Origin of the sequence: Sphingobacterium lactis (assembly GCF_051951495.1) — a bacterium.
Lineage (GTDB): Bacteria > Bacteroidota > Bacteroidia > Sphingobacteriales > Sphingobacteriaceae > Sphingobacterium > Sphingobacterium lactis_A.
In genome coordinates, this window is record NZ_JBNHAS010000003.1 from 201,263 (window position 1) to 219,821 (window position 18,559).

The window sequence follows — 18,559 nt, forward strand, 5'->3', positions numbered from 1 at the left end:
ACTTGGTTAAAGTTTATAATTGGCAGAGACGTGTTCAGATGTAACTGCCGACTGATTTAATCGTATAAAGGATAGTGTTAGCGCACTGTCCTTTTTCAGTTTTTAGTGATAGTTATTTTTTCCCCATATATTTTAAATTTAAAAGGTTGCACTTTTTGTAAAGCCTCTAATGCCTGATGAATATTCTCTTTAGAAAAGGTAGCTGTAAATCGATAAGCATCTAAATCAGCATCCTTCAAATCTATTTCCACATTATACCAACGCTCCAATAATTGTTTTACCTCCAAAAAATCCTGGTCAGTCATTACAAGTCGACCATTTTTCCAGGCGATATCAGCGATTTCATCTGCCGGCAAATCATCTTGTAGTTCATGAATCAAGATTTCCTTTGCAGGAATACCTTTAAGTCGATTATGCTGTTGCTGTTGCGAAGTTGCCTGCTGTTGTTTAATTCCCCGGCCAATCGAAACCCTTTGGTTTGGCTTAATAAGAATGGCATTGCTGTTTTTGTCCTTGCTTTGCATCTCAATGAGTCCTTCCAATAAAAAGGCTTCAGATTCCTTATCTTCAGGGTAAGATTTAACATTGAATACCGTTCCTAGTACACGGATATCAAAATCTTGTGTCTCTACATAAAATGGCTTTTCGGCATTCTTAGCCACCTCAAAATACCCTTCACCCTTTAAAGTTACCCGTCGGTCTTCTTGGTTAAACGTTTTGCTGATGCGTAGCTCCGATGCAGAATTTAACGTCACTATTGTGCCATCCATTAAGGTAAATTGCTTCTTTTCACCTTTTTGGGTTTTAATAATTTCTTGTTTGCTGTTGGCTAGTGTTTGATTATAAGCGCGTTCTGGTCTAGAGATCCACCAATAGGAAAAAGTACTTACAGCAAGAAGGATTGCCGCTGCAGCAAACCATTTACGCCAAGAGGTCTTAGTTGGTAAACTAACACTATCCTCAACGGCATGAATTTTTTCTTTTAGGGAAGCAAGTTGTTTTGGAATTGGCCTAGCATGCGCACTTAAGATATGGTATAGTTGCTTGGCCTGTAAGATGGTTTCCAACTGATGGGGATGATCTTCGATATACCGTTCCCAATATGCTGTACTCAAGGAGTTCTCCTCAGCACAATATTGTTGAAAAGTCGAATCAATTAAAAAATCTTCAATCTCCACAAAGCTGGTCTCTTTCATTACTTAGGTATTTACTTAATAGTGCCTGAAAACAGCAAAATTGCCTAAGAAAAAATGAAAATAATTTATAATTGACTGATTACAAGGGATTAAAAATCATAGAATTCTTTACGCATGATCTTCAAAGCATCATATAAAGTATTATAGCAGGTCTTAACAGTCATATCCGTCTTCTCGGCAATCTGTTCATAAGTTAATCCTTCAAAAAACTTCAATTGAACAATTTGTTTCTGTCGAAAAGTTAATTTACTTAGTGCCTGTTTGAGTTTAAATTGCACAATTTCATCAGACTGAACCCGAATAATAAACTCCTCATAGGACATCTCCGTCCACTCATCTTGATCTATTGCTGCCTGCAAGGCTTTAGAGAGCTTCTGACGGCGCTCTGTAAGCCGTATGAGCTTCCGCTTCAATATGCTGATTAAGTAGCTCTGAACCTGCTCTACACGCTCCAAATTCGCTCGCCTCTCCCAGATACTAAGGAAGACATTATCCGTAGCTTCGCTTGCCAAGTCCGCATCGCCAAAACTTCGAATACCAAATCGAACCAATTCAGGATATAACTGAGCATATAGATCAAAATAGGCAGCCTCATCGCCATTGCGAATCCTTTCCCACATCAACCTCAGTTGCAGTTTATCCCTACTTTGTTCCATGAACAGTTTTAATTGGTTCTATTGTAATTTGTATCAGGCCTAATTTGACCATTTTTTATTCATTATTCAATAATCTGCTCAATTTTATTTTCTAGGAAACCTTACAATGCAAAATGATATATATTATTTATTTAAACGGTCGAAGCATGCTTCGACCGTTGTCCAATATTCAATATCTAATAAATTTACTGTTGCAGATTAGCATGAATTGAGGTTCTTTCGGCAAGCCTCAAGATGACAAGATCTTGTTGGGGGAAGAAGAGACTCTTCGCTTTGCTCTGAGTTGTAAGTGACGAAATTATTATCCGCCAATAGGTCTAAATACTCCGTACTATATACTAACTACTGCCCGTAGGGCTCAGACTCTTCGCTATGCTCTGAGTTGTAAGTGACGAAATTATTGTCCGTCAATACATCTAAATACTCCGTACTATATACTAACTACTGCCCATAGGGCTCAGACTCTTCGCTCTGCTCTGAGTTGTAAATGATAAATCTACTTTTTCTTTCTACTTTTTACTTACTTAGTCTGTTGTCTTTTGTCTGTAGTCTCATCGTCTTTCCCAAGGGTTTTATTCGCCACACTTTCGGATCTCCTTCGGAACTTGTTCGGAACTCCTTCGGATCTCGTTCGGTTCCGACCGAACGAGATCCGAACGAGATCCATATCAGATCCCTAGAAATTCCTTGAGAGTCTCGAAGTACACACAGACAAAATTGGCCAAATACAAAAAGGGAAATGAAGGGAGATTAAACATGAATCTTTATATTGCAGAATGGAAAAAAGAAAAGCGACCCCGAAGGATCGCTTTCTCTGATAAGCCCCATTTTACGCAATTCATTAGGCTTGAGCATCGTGTAGTATTTAGTCAATATCTGCGGAACGCATGATCCGGATGTTTTTGGTTGATCCATCACCATCGGCGATATACCAATTTCCAGTCCATGGGTTATACGTTATTCCTAATGGTCCAGCGAATTTGGCTGTTAAGGCATTTCCATCGATATATCCTGCGCCTGATCCGGCTAATTTAGTGTATCGAGCATCACCAACCGTTTGATTTAGATTGACGATACGGATTTCACGTAAAGCAGCAGCGTTTGCGGAGTAGATCATATCACCACTAGAGGTGATGTACATTCCACGTGGAGCTCCTGCACGATAATCACCATTATTTCCTACAAAGAATTTAAAGGCGCCAGTGCTGACATCTATTACCCCGATTCTAGAGTTCGGATCGGAATTGGATGCATTACCACCAACATACAATTTCTTGTTATCTGGACTTAAGGCTAATCCTATAGCAGGTTGATTAATGGCGGCATTGACACCAAAGCCTTCGGTATTCGCAGCGGCTCCTGTTCCCATTAATGTGGTTACGGTTTTCGTTGCGAGGTCAATTTTCCGAACGCGATGTCCACCCCATTCGCCAACATATAAAATTTGTGCATCATTATCGATGGCTAAGCCTGCAGGGCGGTTGAACGTTGCAGCTGTTCCAACGCCGTTTGTTCCACCACTGGCACCTGAACCAGCAATCGTAGAAACTACACCGCCACCTTCAGCGTCAAATGTAATCTTACGGACTTTATGACTAGAACCTGAAGCACCATTATCGACAAAGTAAATATTGTCATCACCGTCAACAATTAATCCCCAAACCTGGTTCACTGTGGCAGTCTCTAAAGGACCATCTACAGTACCTGCTGATCCTGAAATCAACACCTCAGCTTCACCTTTGCGATCAACACGGATTATTTTATGTCCCGAACCATCTGAAAAGTAGATGTTTCCTTTACTATCGTTTGCTATTCCTGTTGGGTTAGCTAAGGTCATACCTACATCCAGTGTACTCACCTTAAGATTGGTGTAAACAGGTTTTTCATATCGTGGTTTCAAATCACGTATTTCAAAAGTAAATCCATTGGCAATATTGCTTTCTTCCAAGCTGAAAGTAGCAGGAGCGAATGGATGTCCAGTACTAGTTGGTGTAATCTTGATTTCAGCAGGATAGATGAAATTAGGGATTGACACTTTACCATTGGCATCTAATTGATATTGTTTTATAGCTGAAAAATCCTCATCAAAAACCGACTTCACCTGAATATTCACGGTTTCACCTTTTAAAGCCTTTAAGGAGTGGTAGTTTTTAGCAATCAAATCAATGGTTCCTTTTCCGTACTTCGTTCTGGTTTTCAGCTCCACTTGGACATCTTGTTTGCTTGTTAATTTATTCTGAACGGAATCAATTTCATAAGCTTTTGGATTTTCAACAATCTTCACCATATAGTTAACAGGGAAAGCAATGTTTTCAAAAGCCGCTTGTCCTTGCACATTGGTCATTATTGTATCCGCTGCAACATAAGACTCATTGTTCGATTCGCGTAGGAAAAGTCCAACTTTAATCTCTGGTTGAGGTTTTCCATTTTGATCAACCACAGTGGAGATTACTTTGGCTACGCCAAATCGAGGAGCAGTCTGTAAAGCAATGTTATATTCCGTTCCTTCAGCTACATCCACAAAAGCCGTATCCGCTACGTAACGTCCAGTATCGCGAAGTACGACGCGCACCTTATTCGGGAAAGGAATCTCGTAGGAGAATTTACCTTCCGCATTTGTGCCCACGGTATCCACAAAGCTGTTTGCACCGGATGCTTTGGTTTGACGTTCGAACAATATTTTCACCCCTGACAATGGAGAACCATCCTCCGTAGAGGTAAGGGTTCCAACCACTCGGCCACGTTGAACCTCAGTATCCTGATTCCAAAGACCATCCTTCGCACATCCAATAAGGAATAGAATGGTTATTAGGCCAATAATCGAATTATATAATTTCATAATCTTGGTATTATTTGGTCTGTTCTTGCATAAATTCTACTTCGTAATTGTTCAGGAATGGTTTGCTGCTTAACAGCCATGCATCAGCAATCGGCATATCTAACCAATAATAAATCTGTGGCGCAATATCAACCAATGAGTATGGCAGGACATTTCCTGATGAACAAAGCGTATAATTGAATGCTGTTTTTTGAACTGGTGTACCTGTTAAAGAAAGGTCACGAGCGGCATTCCCTTTAGCATCTTTAAGTTTATTCCCTTCACTTTTCCGGAATGCACTAATCAAGTTCCCATTTAAAGCATGATTATTTGGGATATCAGCAAGACAGGCCACTTGACTCACTTCAGAATCTGCCAAAGCCTTATTCCAAAAGCGTACATCGGTCATATAGAAGTCTAATAGACCATATTGGAATCTTCTACTGAAACCTAGGATAATAGGTTCAATATTGTCCAAATCTGTTACATTGACCTCCATTTCTTCTTGGGCTTGTTTTATTCCATCGACAAATGCCATCATCATGGTTTTAGTACCTGACTTCTTCAACGTGATGGCTACATGCTGCCAAGTTTGATTCTTTCTGCCCGGGATACGAACGCTTTTAGTTGTTTTCCCATCTTGAAGGGTTATACCGTAAGAATCTGAGCTATAAGCATTCACTGACCACCCTGGAGTTTGAACAGCTGAAGCTACTGTTGCTCCAACCCATCCACCTTCTTTATCTTTACTCAGGATGTTTTGATACCAAAAAGAATAAGTATTCACATAAGCTGAAAAATTTGGCAACTCCAATGGTTTGTAAAAATTGATTTTAAACTCAATAGTCAGTTCACCAGTTTTAGCGATGTTGTAAATATCATCTCCTGCACCACCCGCACTAACGGCATGAACCCCAGTTTCTGGGTAGGAAATACTTTTGCTATTCGTAGTAATGGTTTCATTAGCATACCATCCGTGAAAACGCAGATAATTCATTAAATCCGCAGAAGTTTTCTGCGCTTTAAATAAGGGGTGATAGTATAAAGTAAACGTATTTAACTCCTCGAAGCTATCGCTCCCATATTTGTTTTCAATACCACCATGATTGGAGGTTAAGATGATTAACCAATCTTCTTTATCATAAGTTGAACGGCCCTTGACAGCGTCCAAAAGTTCTTTTACATAGCCATCTGTTTTATCAACCGCAGCCTTATATCCCGCATTGCTCATACTAAAAGCATTGGCCAATCCGGCTTTGCGAACATCACTAAATTGCACTACAGCTAAGGAAGCATGCGCATCCATGGCCTTGATCACATTTACCGTACTATCTTTTACTTTTTGATCCGAGTCAACCTCTACTAATTTATCGGCATACTTGAAGGCGTAATCTGTCAGATCTCCTTTATTACCAATAGCTGCGGAGGTCATTTTACGGCCTACTTCGTTTACACGTTGAAAGATGGAAACAAAGCCTTCCGCACCACCAGTTCCTTCGTGGTCATGAATGTCGTCATCATCTATATCCTCAGGATCAAATGAATTGCCGTGTACATTATGTACATCAGACCATTGCCCACTCAGGATATTTGACCAGGTCAAGGCATCTTTAGAACCATCGCTCAATCCATTAAACGTATATTTACTGTTTGCCAACATGGACTTGATTGTCGGAGGCGTATCCTTCTCTAATTCAATTCCATTTAATCCTTCCACAACCACCAATAGCACCTTTCGATCTTTCTTAAAAGCCAATTCAGGCTCTTCTTCGAATACCAAAGGGGGATCAGGGAACTTACGGCAAGAGGAAGCCATCACCAAAAGACTAAGGCTGCAAGCTAAAAATATCTTATTTAAATTCATCGTTTTCATAATTTATTAGGTTTAAACCACCATTAATACACCCTTACTGGACTTGCTAACCATACTTGCTCAGTCAGCTTAGGGTATGCTAATTGTTCCTCTACATACCTACGGGAAACATCTGAAATTGTCCAACCCCATTTATCAAAGAAAGGCAACATATCGATTTTTGTGTATTCACATAAAGCTTCATAGAAGAAGTCATTTTTCGACTGATCATTTGCTGATAGGAAGCGTGCATTTCTCGCTCGTGTGTATAGGTAGGTCATAAACTCATAACCATAACGTTCGAATATCTGTGCATAGAAAATCAAACGAATATCCAAGTGATCTGCGAAAGTTGTATTCCATTTCACACCTGAGCCAATAAATTTCTGAGCGATTCCTTTATTCCAAATTTCGGCAATTTTATAGGATTGCTTACCGAATACTTTGGAAACCCGGAAGTGAAACAGGTTATTACTTACCTCTCCAGTGTAAGTGGAAATATTCCAAATGGAATTTTGTTGCATATTGTGCCCTAACTCGTGGTAAGTACCCCAGTTCAGGTATTTTACTTCTTCAATGGTTGTAGCTTGTTTAAAGTAAGAGTCGTTAGCTCTAGCGCGAACTGGGTAACCTGATACCTGTGCTACACCCGATTTGAACAACACATCGTGTACAATGCGCCATTTATTGAAAGGGGCACGGTGTTTTGGATTCGGGTTACCTTCAGTTAAACCTGTCCAATCCCAATAGGCTACTTTAATGGCTTTATCCCAAGTCTCCATTAATTCCTTAGGATCATCCACACCAATGGTCTTTGCTTTCTGCGTTTGCAGGGTAAAGACGATACGATTACCCTCTAATTCGAACCAAGGCACCGAGGACTTCTTAATCTCCTCTTTCCATTGAGCGGGGTCAGTTACTCCCAATTTAAAGCTTGGCGCTTTCACAGTGCCTGTAAATTTAAGCTCAACAGTCCTTCCCAAAGGTGCAGAAGGTAAAATATAGACTAGGCCACCATATAGGTTTCTAACAAAGTTTTTTCCAGGGAATAGCACCTTTTGAATGGTAATGTCCAAGTCACGCTGCGGGACAGGAATACCATCCACACTTTTATTCACATGTGCACCGACCAAAGCAGTCAAACCATATACACCTTCTGGAACAACAATTTCCACCAATTCACCCGCAGGAGCATACATAGCGGTACTCTGCCAAGCACCCGGAGTAACGGTAATTCGTAAGTCAGAAGATGGAACGGCGATATAATTTAAGTCCACCGTAACTGGAAAATCCTTTACACGAACCTCGGCGTCAGCGACTAAGCCGGGAAATACACGTGCTTGGGTATATTTACTTTTATTGATAAAGTTTCTATTGGTATCAAGCTGAATATTTAAGGTATCCTCTTTACTTTCCAAATCATAACCGTCAACAAAATTTACATTATTGTCCTTACTACATCCTACAACGGAGATAGTAAGTGCGCTAAGGCATATTAATTGATATATCCTTTTCATAATCATGCTTAATTTTCAGAAAAACTAGGTGACCAAAACTTGGAGTCCAAGTTAAATTTCTCAATACCTTTTACCCCGAACCAGTTGTAGACCATCAATGGCACATCTACACTACGGATGGTCAATATCTCCAAGTTTTGAGGAGCTGTAGGACAAAGGGAACCAGAACGTTCTGAGAAGCTATTCCAAGCTACAGTACCAGTCAAATCAAAGTCGTTTTTATTCGGTGAGAAGTCCTTGATAACATTTCCAGATCCATCGATTGCTGGCCAATAGCCCAATAAGTTATTCCAATAAGGGGAATCGTTATAAATAGCAGTCGAACAATAGTTTTTTGCAATATAATCATCTGGTAATGCCGTATTAAAAATACGCACGTCAGTAATGGAATGGGAACCATTGGTACCATAGGCTGTACTATAACCTAATTTTAAAGGCTCAGTAGAGGTTCCTTGCGCGTTAGTGATGGTACTTTCGGCAACAAACACACCATTGGTGTACACTCTTGCTTTACGAACGCCTTTGTCGTTGTAAATTTTTGCCGTCAAAGTATACCATTGGTCTAAAATAAAAGGTTTAGGATCGATGGCTTGTGTGCCAAAGATTTTAAAACGCCAACCAAAAGCTCCATTATAAATAAACGACCAGCCATTTGTAGAGTTACCAGTATGATTCATTTTGGAAATCATAGCTGGGTTGTTTGTTCCTAAAGCATGGACTTTAATGCGGAGTTGAATGGTGTACTCGCCATCAGTAGCTGCCGAACCTAAGTTAAATTTGTCAGCTCTGTTTGCTGCAAGGGTAGCTGTTGTAGCTGATCCTGTATAGCGAATGGCAGATCCATCATAGGTAGGATCTGAAAGGTCCATTTTCTGAATAATTTTATATTGAAACTGACTGTTATAGTACAAGATAAAGTTATTCCTTTTTGGAATGGAGTACAAGGAGTTATCATTGAGATTAGGATCAATCACATAATTCCCACCACGGTTAGAAGCCACCACTAATAACCATTTTTCTGTATTGTAGTTCGGTCTTTTCTGAATGGTTTCCATTACATCCTTAATCTTATTATCAATGTTTTTCAAAGACGCGACATAAGGGGCAGAATTAGGTCCGTAGCCTTCAGCCTTACCAACCACATCTGTTTCATTGAACGTAAGTAAGGTAAAACCCGTGTTTTCAAGTGCAAGTTCTGCCTTTGCAGCCTCAAGGGTTTCCTGATCCGAACTTGTAATTTTCTTATTGTCGATTGTCGAGTTTTGAGTTAAACTTGCCACATCTCCATTATTACTAATGACAGAAGTACGCAGACCTAAGCTTGATTTCAAACGATCAAAAAGTAATGGGTACTGGCTTAGGTTCGCTGAAGCAAGGTTAGAACTGCTTACTTTGTGCTTTGCAACATTGACACCTGTCAATAAATCCGCATAGAAAGTAATATCCTGAGCATTATCTTGGGTAATGGAGTTCCAGCTGAATAAACCGTTTTCTGTAAGTTTTCCAAGAAATGGCATGTTGTTAAAATCCGTAGCTTGAGTACCAACAACTGAACCTACCGCACCATCAACTACGATATATGCTACCTTATAAGATTTCCCGTCAATGATAACAGGCTCTCCTGGTTTACCAATATCTATTTTGTTTTCCAATTCCTTATTACACGAAAAGGCAAACATGAGCAGAGACAATAAAAAGATACTGCGCAATAGGGTAAACTTAAATGATTTGTTATTTCTTTTCATAAGGTTAATCTTGAATAATTAATCGAACGATATTTCCCAAATTTAATTTTCCATTAAAAGAGCTTATATACCCCACAAGCGTTATCGTCTTTTGACCTAGGGAATTGGTGCCTTGGTAGGAATCATAAATATTTCCTACAAGCCTACCGGTATTGTTATGGTTAGTTGCCAAAGTCCCATCTGGGTTTAAGATCATCAAACCTTCACGAATCACTTCGTTATAATTTGTAAAGGTTCCACCAACTAAGATCTTTCCATTTTCCAGAACAGCTAGGTAATTAGGAGATCCATTGGTAAACTTAAACGCTTTAAAAGTTGGATCTACGGAGCCGTCTGCATTAATTAAGACAATTCTATTCGCTTCTTGTCCATTATATCGGTCGAATTTCCCGATTAAAAAGTAACGTCCATTCGTATATGGGATTACTTTCGTTATTTCTTTATCAGTTCCAGCACCAATATTTAGTGAATTATCAAAACTCCCATCTGCACTAAGACGCAAAATGTTGTTTGCATTTACAGCGTTGTTAAAGCGTGTAAAGGCACCTACTAGGATAATTTTTCCATTGGCATCCATGTAACCGTCATTTACAAAACCATTCACACCAAAACTACCACGTTTAGGAAAGGAACTGTGATTGACCAAAAAGGTAGAATCTAAGCTTCCATTCATATTCATGCGAAAGATGTTATTAAACTCAAAATAATCGCGTAGGATACTGTTGTAGGTTGAACGTTCGTAATAATTATTGGTAAACTGCGAAAAGTTTCCAATTGCGGTTACTTTAGAATTTCTAACAAACACCTTGTTTATACTTTTATTTGCTCCACCATTAAAAGCTGGAACAAGCATGGTACTATTCTCAGGGTCCTCTGTAAGGTTTAGAATGGAAACGGATTCTTTATAAAGAGAACCAGTGGAGTTCAATACCGTAATATTCTTCACATTAGCATTGGAGTCATACGAATTGAAAGTACCATAGATCAATAGTTTACCGTCAGAAAGCTCTTCAATTCCACTCACATAACCAGCAGCAGAACCTTCTTGCGCTCCTTTACCAAAGCTCATTCCTGTAACGAATTCTCCGGTCGAGTTAATTCTTGCAAGACCGTTAATATCCGCTAAGGATTTATTACCGTTATAATCCGTAAAATTTCCACCAATGAAGATTTGATTATTCTTCAGGCGAATGATTTTATTGATCATTCCGTTAGCTCCAGTTCCAGGATTAAAAGTTGGGTCGATACTGACTTTCCCTAAAATAGGTGTTAGAGGACCAGCGAATGTTTGTCCATCGACTACAATCTTTGCACTTCCAGTACTAATAACGGAGGGAAGTTGTACGGTGACCGTAGAATCTGTAACTGTAGAAACAGTCACTTTCACATTGTTTACAAAAAATTCCATATTCGGGAATTTGCTTGCTCCTTCCACACGGTAGGTTACAGCTTCTCCTGGTCTTGCTTGACTAGGACTAGGTAACTTATCAGCGAACTTAATCCCTAGTGGTTCCACTTGACCCCCGTAAGGATCAGAACCGTAATTCATTTTTTTATTACATGCTGTAAAAGCTGTAAGCACAGCTAGACAGATGCTTGTATATATAAATAATTTCTTCATGACCTAACTAGTTATATTTTATCCCTGCTTCGATCGCTGCATTGGCAAATCGCCTATAAGTAAATCCAAAGGAATGACCCAAATAACGGATGACATGTAATCGACCATTTTTAGGAGCTATATTGGAGGTTGCTACATAACCTGTTAGCCAGTTTTCCAAAGGCTTGCTGACATCCGGTATGTAGGAAATAACTAATTGTCTAGGCCCTTGGTATTTAATGACTACATCACCATTTTTCAAATCGTGATAGACAACACCGATATTGACAGTAAGATCCTGATCTAAGGTTTGGTACAACTGACCACCATAAGAGTTTAGAGCCATGGTATCCACTTGTGGAAAATCCGTGATGCCTTTATTCTCTTTGATCATATATCCTCTCAGGAATTTATTCCATACAGAAGCATCAACTTGATCAAGCTTACTAATTGTGTCTTTACCTTCATTATATAATTGCAGGTTTAATTCCTTAATAGCCGTTCTAATCGATGGATCAGTAGGCGCAAAGAAAGTAATGTTTTCATTTGCGATTGTATTTTCAAGTCCCGCGATTTTGATCACATTCAATAAAGTATCAAAAAGGCTGGTGCTATCCTTGCTATGGTTTTGGAAGTATTCCAGCATCGTCCCATTATAATTCGGATCATGAACACCTGAATCATCAAAGTATCCATCTTTATTGCAACTACTAGCAAAAAATAGGGATGCTAGAAAAAGTATACAGATTGTTAAGTTCGTTTTCATGCTTATTGATTCCAATAGTTTAACTTCATGTATGGGTTATTTGTCAGCGCTTTGCGGTCAATTGGCCAAGTCCATGCTCCAGCTTGGAACAAAGAATAACTCATAGGCCGGCTAACGTACTTGATGTCAATAATCTTTTTCGTACGTACGATATCAAAGAAATACCAACCTTCCCCCATTAATTCTTTACAGCGTTCGTAGTAGATCGCTTCATTGATATTATCATATCCGTTTCCTGGATAAAGTGTTGCTTCTGCCCGAGCTCGAACCAAGTTTAGTAAACTCGCTGCCTTTTCTTCATTTCCAAGTTTACCATTTGCCTCCGCTTGTAATAAGATGGACTCGGCCATACGGAAGATGGTAATGGAGTTACCATAGTTTTCTGCAGAGTTGGCTCCTTTAAATTCAAAGTTTAGGAATTTGTAAAAACGGAACTTCCCATCACCTGATAACCAGTTAGAATCATCAAACCATACACCTTTACGACCATCAGCAACACCCTCAGGATAGATCTCTTTTAGGTAATCTGGTGAATAGGCTAATTCAGAATTGATTTTGTCCTGATTCAAATTGACCATGAAACCATCTAATACATAGAATGGAATCATTTTTCTGGAGTTTGCAGAAACGAAACCTTGGTAGTTGACACTGTTTGGGATTTCGAATAAGGTTTCTCTTGAACGGCCTTGGAAGATTTCATCCATACGATTTAATGGAATCAACTCGTATGCATGTGCTCCGTTCATTCCTTGTTGTACCAGCTCATCGCCTAAGACATCTACCTTTTGGTAATAACCTGTTGCATTAGGTTCGTCAAATCCAGCCATCCACATATACAGGTTCATCATTAAAGCTAGTACAGATCCTCTCATGGCGCGTACGCCTCGATTAGCTGGTTCCTCATAGGTCCAAGGAAGATTATTTTTTATTTTTTCCAATTCTGCCAAACAATTCTTAGCTACTTGAACATGATCCAACCGAGGAAGCGGTGTGGAGTTGTTCGCATTGGTGTAGTAAGGAACATCTCCATATAACCGTAACAAGAAGAAATAGCTTAAACAACGCATGTAAACGGCTTCCGCTTGATAGGATTGAATAATATTGGAGGAGATGGAAGGATCATTTTTCGCTAAACGATCGATGTTCTCAAATAAAATATTAGATCCTTGAATCACTCTATAAAATGGTGTCCAATCATCAAGAATATCCCACTCCACATTATAAGTCCAAAAGCGGTTAGCGTCTGTTCCAGGTGTAGGTCTTACCTCATAAGCAAGTTTAGGAACATTACCTTCTGCAGCATATTGAATATCCCAACGATTAGGGTATGAGCCAGTTTTTCTTACCGGAGCATTTCTTAATTCACCCATGATGAAGTAAGGGCCTTTTAAAAGTGCTGACTCGCGGAATAAACGGTAAATCTCCAAAGTAAATGTCTCTGCATCATTCACATCTTTCCAAAAGTTATTCCCTGATAAACTATCTACAGGTTCAACATTGAGGAATTTATCACAGCTAACTAAGGAAAATGTTAGCATGGTCGCTGTTGCTATCTTAATTAAATGTCTTTTTATCGATTTCATAATTGGAAAGCTTAAAATTGAATATTAAGACCAAGGGAATACGATCGTCTGTTCGGATATCCATCCGTACGGTCAAAGCCCATATCCGTAACTCCTTCAGGGTTTAAGCCTGAATAAGTAGAGAAAGTATAAATATTGTTTGCCGTAGCATAAATGCTCATGGCAGAAATATGATAACGTTTCGTCCAATCTCTTGGGATGGAATAACGTACAGTTGCTGAATTAAATTTCAGGTATGAACCATCTTCCATAAATAAAGTCTGGTTCGGACGAAAAGGTGTCATACCTTGTTGTCTTAAATAGCTATATGGATTAGGATAATCTGCAACATCACCTTCTTTCGTCCAGAAGTTAAATTTGTCTAATGGTAATAAAGCGGAGTTTTTCTTACCTCCAATACCTTGATCAGAAGTCATCAATGGATCGAAATAAGAGTTTAGCTGGTTAGCTAATGCTGCATTGATGATGTCTCTACCTTTAACATAAGAGAACATTAAGTTCAAAGACCAATTTTTATAGGTTAAGAAAGAAGAGAAACCACCTGTTACACGAGGTTGTGCATTTCCTTTTGGAACTAAATCTTGGTCATCAATAATATAATCACCATTTAAATCTGTCCAAATTGGATCACCAGCTTCAAAGTAGTGGACATTATTGCCGTTGATCATTTTTAGGCGTTCACCAGTAACGTGGTTCACCGGGACATCAGCGTCTGTGCTGTACACACCACGATAATCATAAAGTACATGCGAAAGGGCATTTCTACCTAAGATATAAAGTGTATGATATTTATTCGTTGCATCATAAATTAATACACGGCGATTTTGAGAAGGCAATAAGGTTAACACATCACGGTTTAAAGCACCATTTAATTCAAAGCGCCATGACCAGTCACTTGTAGCTGGCAATGGTCTAAAGCTGAAAGTAAATTCATAACAGTATGTTACGTGAGCAAGATCATTGGAGTTTAAAGCACCGAAACCATTGTGGTCTGCTAAGTCCATTTTGAACAACTCATTATCCACTTGTTTGTAATATACCTCTTGGATGGTATTGAATTTTCCGCCGAAGAAATCACCTTCTAAAGCTGCACTAAATGTTGTTGTCGTTGATGGTTTTAAAGCCGGGTTTGGCATTTGTCCCCAGTTAAATCCAATGGTAGGTTGATTATTGAAATAACCCGTATAGATGTATTTACCATAGGCATCAAACACAGTTCCGGTAGGAACAATATTCTTTCCCCAAGAACCACGAAGTGCTAAGTTTCCAATCCAATCTGCATTTTCTAAGAAAGACTCATTCTCCATGTTCCAACGAACAGAAACCGCAGGATTCTTAACCCAAGGTTGCTCAGGACCAATAGTAGATGTTTTGTCAATACGGTAAGAAAGATCCAACACATATTTAAGGTCGTAGTTGTAGGCAAAGGTTGCCCCAAAACCCGCACTGCGGTAATCTTCTAGGGAGATTGCTCCACCTTTAGAACTTGCATAACCAAAAGGACCTTCTAACTGATCATTCGGGAATCCTGTCTTTAAATAAGCTTTTGCCAAATAATTCTTCATGTCTAGCTCATTGAAGAGATAGGAACTGAAGTTATGTTTATTCACTTTCTTAAAGTAGGATAAGAAAGCCATGTTATTTAACGTATTGCGTTGACCATCGAAATTATAGAATTTAGAGGTGTTGTTATTGGCAATAGCTGGTGTATACGAGTCTGTACGATCGGTTGAGTAATTGTAGGAGAAAGTATTTTTGAAACGGAAATCTTTCAGAATCTCAAAGTCAAGTTCCAACATACCAACAAGGTTGGTGCTACGGTTATCGTTACGGCCATCTAAAGCAGATACCAAATCACCGGTTACAAAACCCTGTTCTGGAGAAGGTAATAACGATGAAGCGGATGAAGCTGAGGCAACACCACCCTGCGTTACTGAAGTACCCGACCCTGTTTGTTGTTCACCAAATTTACCAGACATCGAAGCAAACATTCTAAAACGGTTGTTCGGCTGATACTGTGAATTCATATCCAAGGTATAACGGTTGAATCCTGTATTTTGAATAATACCTTTTTCTTGGTAATAGTTCCCGTTGATTTTATAATTAAAACGGGTATCCCCACCAGAAGCAGAAACGTTATGCGATTGGTTATAGGTAGGTTTCATAAAAACCGCCTGCCAATTGGTCGAATTATTAAAATAAGGGTTCAAACTATCCGTTAGAATCTGTTGTTGATTTAAATCATCACGACCTTTCCAGTAGCTATCCGAATAATTCAACACCTGATTCATACGCAACAAACGCTCTTGTCTACCACCTAATACATCACGTAATTGTGGTGGTACAGAAAGGAACTGATTGGTTGTATATTGAATTACCGGCACTTGAGATTTACCACGTTTGGTGGTAATAATAATTACCCCATAAGCACCTCGCGAACCGTATAATGCAGTTGATGCTGCATCTTTCAAGATATCCACCGATTCCACATCTTCAGGTGGAATAAGTGATAAAGGACTAATCCCTGTACCAGCACTTGCAAAACCATATTCGAAGTTGGTGTTATCATCAACACGAACACCATCGACAATATATAATGGTGAAGTTGGTGTCAAATAAGAGTCAACCCCGGTACCTTGAATGGACAAGTTGGAAAGACCACGCATGAATACCGATCCACGAACCCCTGGTGTACCATTGTTCATCTGAATATTCAGACCCGCAACCTTACCTTGAAGGAGCTCATTTAAATTGGGTACAGGATTATCTTGTAAGTCTTTACCACTGATATTGATGGATGATCCTGTTAAGGTTTTTCTAGAACGTTTTGTAAAACCTTGTACAACGATATCCTCAATGAAATTTTTTGCTTCTTTTAAAGAAACATTGACGGTATGATTTGTTCTTCCGGCAAGATTTACGGTACTTTTTTCATAACCCGCATACGTGAAGCTCAAAATATCATCGGAGCTAGTCGTAATTCGGTAAGAACCGTTTGCTTGAGTAACCCCAAGGGATTTATTGGTTTTAGCCGATCTTACACTTACACTTTCCAGTGGCTTTTTACTCACCGCATCCGTTACAGTACCAGTAATCGTCACTGAACTTTGAGCAAAAGTCAATAAGGAAAACAGGACTAAATATATGGCTAGTATATATCTTTTCATTTCAACTTAGGTTAATCGTTTTTAAATAATGGAGCCTCGGTTGGGAAATACACAACTATTTCCCAATCTCCTTGTTGGAAAATTCTGTATTTCAATGATAAAATCGAGCTTTCTCTAGATCCACCGAAAGCTGTTCGGCTATACCCGAAATTTGAGGATGCTAAAGTACCCTGATTATAATCTGTGTTTAATGTTGGCACCAATGGAATGGGGTAAGCAACATCATAGGTTACAGAAGTTGAATCCGCAGCGAACCTCATATTAAATCCATGGATTATTTTTTTCCAATCTTCGGTTTTCATATCGTTGAATTTGGAAAGCTTAATAGGTTTTAATTTAGGATCTAAGAATTTGAACGTGATACTGTTTCCATCTCCCTTACGATTCACCCAATATTTGATATCGTTAATATTCTGACGAGTAGAATCGCCAAGGATATTAACCGAAAATCCTGTACTGATTTCTGATGCCATTTCTACCTGAGGTTTTAACTTCAGATCACGGAAGTAACGGCGTCCACCATTGTTGCTCACTTCTACATCAAAAAGATAACACGAATCAGGCTCGGTTTTGATCAAGTCAGATCCGGCAACATCCCACATGGTAAATGCTCCAGAGTGCTTTCCGATTTCCCAGATAGGACGCATAATCGTATCGGTCTTCGCATAGATTTCATCTAGGCTCTTCTCAAGACCTGTATATGGTTTCGTCCAAATACGAACAGGGAATAACTTCAGTAACTCAGGAACTGGATCACCATCAAAAGAACGTAAATTCAGCACACGGAAGGTCAATGGCAAAGTTGATTGGTTGTCATTGAAAACATTTGTGTAATAGGTGTTACGACCAAGGATAGGTTTAAACTCTGTTACAGAAAAATTCATATCCAAGTTGAAAGCATCGTTTTCTGTTGGCCAATATTTCTTACAGCTATGCAAAGCAGGTAAGCTAAGGGCTAGTAAAGCCAGGCCTATAAATAATTTCTTTACGCTTTTCATGTTACTTATTCATTCTAGTTAAGAAATCCCCGAATCCAAATTCATGCTTACTCCCCAAAACATGAACAATACCAGTAGTGGTATAAATATTTACAGCTTGGGAGGCTGTACGATTCCACTGCGAGATGAAATTGTTGTCTTTCGTATCGCTGTAGTAAACCAACTCCATACCCCCACTTACAAAACCACTTGCATCTTCTTTGATACGCTGTGCGTGCATAGGGTGTGAAATTTTAAAGGTCTCTACGAATAAACCGTCAATACGGTTCATGGAATCTGTAGGAACAATCCCCTTAACCATATATTTGGTCATTAAGGTATCTAGTTCAACAAGATTTAAATTCTGTATATACAGCTTGCTTTTCCCTTGGTTGCTACGAACGAGATTTAAATTGTTAATAGCAATCTGAAAGGAGGCATTGGTAGGCGCAAATAAGGTAAGCTCCTGATCATTCAATGCCTGCTTCAATTCTGGCAATCTGTTTAATGCCACTAAAAGAGAGTCAAATGTGCCTTTTTTAGATTCCAGGTACGAAATGCTAGTTCCTTGAAATACCTTCTCTGTATTTTCATAATCGAAATAGCCATCATATTTGCTGCAACTGCTCATAAGAAATACAAGGGCAGCAGTATAAACGAGTAGTGATTTTATCTGTTTCAT

Annotated in this window: 12 protein-coding genes; all 12 read right to left on the reverse strand. The window is 39.1% G+C overall.

Annotated features, from left to right (window positions below; all coding sequences use genetic code 11):
* Positions 1 to 95 precede the first annotated feature (95 nt).
* The gene (locus tag ACP6L2_RS12925) at positions 96 to 1,196 is read right to left on the reverse strand and encodes a FecR family protein (RefSeq protein ID WP_440509776.1); all 1,101 of its coding nucleotides are present in this window, start codon (positions 1,194 to 1,196) and stop codon (positions 96 to 98) included.
* A gap of 89 nt (positions 1,197 to 1,285) precedes the next feature.
* The gene (locus ACP6L2_RS12930) at positions 1,286 to 1,852 is read right to left on the reverse strand and encodes an RNA polymerase sigma factor (RefSeq protein WP_440509777.1); all 567 of its coding nucleotides are present in this window, start codon (positions 1,850 to 1,852) and stop codon (positions 1,286 to 1,288) included.
* A gap of 865 nt (positions 1,853 to 2,717) precedes the next feature.
* Positions 2,718 to 4,691 (reverse strand): hypothetical protein, encoded by a 1,974-nt coding sequence (locus ACP6L2_RS12935; protein WP_440509778.1) that lies wholly within the window; start codon positions 4,689 to 4,691, stop codon positions 2,718 to 2,720.
* Between the two features lie 10 nt (positions 4,692 to 4,701).
* Positions 4,702 to 6,543 (reverse strand): LamG-like jellyroll fold domain-containing protein, encoded by a 1,842-nt coding sequence (locus tag ACP6L2_RS12940; RefSeq protein WP_440509779.1) that lies wholly within the window; start codon positions 6,541 to 6,543, stop codon positions 4,702 to 4,704.
* A gap of 23 nt (positions 6,544 to 6,566) precedes the next feature.
* Complete coding sequence (locus tag ACP6L2_RS12945; RefSeq protein ID WP_440509780.1) at positions 6,567 to 8,039, reverse strand: M60 family metallopeptidase; 1,473 nt, start codon at positions 8,037 to 8,039, stop codon at positions 6,567 to 6,569.
* 8 nt (positions 8,040 to 8,047) lie between these two features.
* On the reverse strand, positions 8,048 to 9,784 hold the full coding sequence (locus tag ACP6L2_RS12950) for a LamG-like jellyroll fold domain-containing protein (RefSeq protein ID WP_440509781.1): 1,737 nt from the start codon (positions 9,782 to 9,784) through the stop codon (positions 8,048 to 8,050).
* 4 nt (positions 9,785 to 9,788) lie between these two features.
* A complete protein-coding gene (locus tag ACP6L2_RS12955; RefSeq protein WP_440509782.1) occupies positions 9,789 to 11,405 on the reverse strand; it encodes a DUF5008 domain-containing protein in 1,617 nt (538 codons plus the stop codon).
* A gap of 7 nt (positions 11,406 to 11,412) precedes the next feature.
* Positions 11,413 to 12,150 carry a fasciclin domain-containing protein gene (locus ACP6L2_RS12960; RefSeq protein WP_440509783.1) on the reverse strand — a complete coding sequence of 246 codons (738 nt, stop codon included), beginning with the start codon at positions 12,148 to 12,150 and terminating at the stop codon, positions 11,413 to 11,415.
* A gap of 2 nt (positions 12,151 to 12,152) precedes the next feature.
* Positions 12,153 to 13,733 (reverse strand): RagB/SusD family nutrient uptake outer membrane protein, encoded by a 1,581-nt coding sequence (locus ACP6L2_RS12965; protein WP_440509784.1) that lies wholly within the window; start codon positions 13,731 to 13,733, stop codon positions 12,153 to 12,155.
* 11 nt (positions 13,734 to 13,744) lie between these two features.
* Positions 13,745 to 16,900 (reverse strand): SusC/RagA family TonB-linked outer membrane protein, encoded by a 3,156-nt coding sequence (locus ACP6L2_RS12970; RefSeq protein WP_440509785.1) that lies wholly within the window; start codon positions 16,898 to 16,900, stop codon positions 13,745 to 13,747.
* 11 nt (positions 16,901 to 16,911) lie between these two features.
* Positions 16,912 to 17,898 carry a DUF5007 domain-containing protein gene (locus ACP6L2_RS12975; protein ID WP_440509786.1) on the reverse strand — a complete coding sequence of 329 codons (987 nt, stop codon included), beginning with the start codon at positions 17,896 to 17,898 and terminating at the stop codon, positions 16,912 to 16,914.
* Between the two features lies 1 nt (position 17,899).
* A complete protein-coding gene (locus ACP6L2_RS12980) occupies positions 17,900 to 18,559 on the reverse strand; it encodes a hypothetical protein (protein ID WP_440509787.1) in 660 nt (219 codons plus the stop codon).

Coding starts and splice junctions, on each gene's coding strand:
- ACP6L2_RS12925 (WP_440509776.1), bottom strand. CDS start 1,196: ATGAAAGAGACCAGCTTTGTGGAGATTGAAGATTTTTTAATTGATTCG.
- ACP6L2_RS12930 (WP_440509777.1), bottom strand. CDS start 1,852: ATGGAACAAAGTAGGGATAAACTGCAACTGAGGTTGATGTGGGAAAGG.
- ACP6L2_RS12935 (WP_440509778.1), bottom strand. CDS start 4,691: ATGAAATTATATAATTCGATTATTGGCCTAATAACCATTCTATTCCTT.
- ACP6L2_RS12940 (WP_440509779.1), bottom strand. CDS start 6,543: ATGAAAACGATGAATTTAAATAAGATATTTTTAGCTTGCAGCCTTAGT.
- ACP6L2_RS12945 (WP_440509780.1), bottom strand. CDS start 8,039: ATGAAAAGGATATATCAATTAATATGCCTTAGCGCACTTACTATCTCC.
- ACP6L2_RS12950 (WP_440509781.1), bottom strand. CDS start 9,784: ATGAAAAGAAATAACAAATCATTTAAGTTTACCCTATTGCGCAGTATC.
- ACP6L2_RS12955 (WP_440509782.1), bottom strand. CDS start 11,405: ATGAAGAAATTATTTATATATACAAGCATCTGTCTAGCTGTGCTTACA.
- ACP6L2_RS12960 (WP_440509783.1), bottom strand. CDS start 12,150: ATGAAAACGAACTTAACAATCTGTATACTTTTTCTAGCATCCCTATTT.
- ACP6L2_RS12965 (WP_440509784.1), bottom strand. CDS start 13,733: ATGAAATCGATAAAAAGACATTTAATTAAGATAGCAACAGCGACCATG.
- ACP6L2_RS12970 (WP_440509785.1), bottom strand. CDS start 16,900: ATGAAAAGATATATACTAGCCATATATTTAGTCCTGTTTTCCTTATTG.
- ACP6L2_RS12975 (WP_440509786.1), bottom strand. CDS start 17,898: ATGAAAAGCGTAAAGAAATTATTTATAGGCCTGGCTTTACTAGCCCTT.
- ACP6L2_RS12980 (WP_440509787.1), bottom strand. CDS start 18,559: ATGAAACAGATAAAATCACTACTCGTTTATACTGCTGCCCTTGTATTT.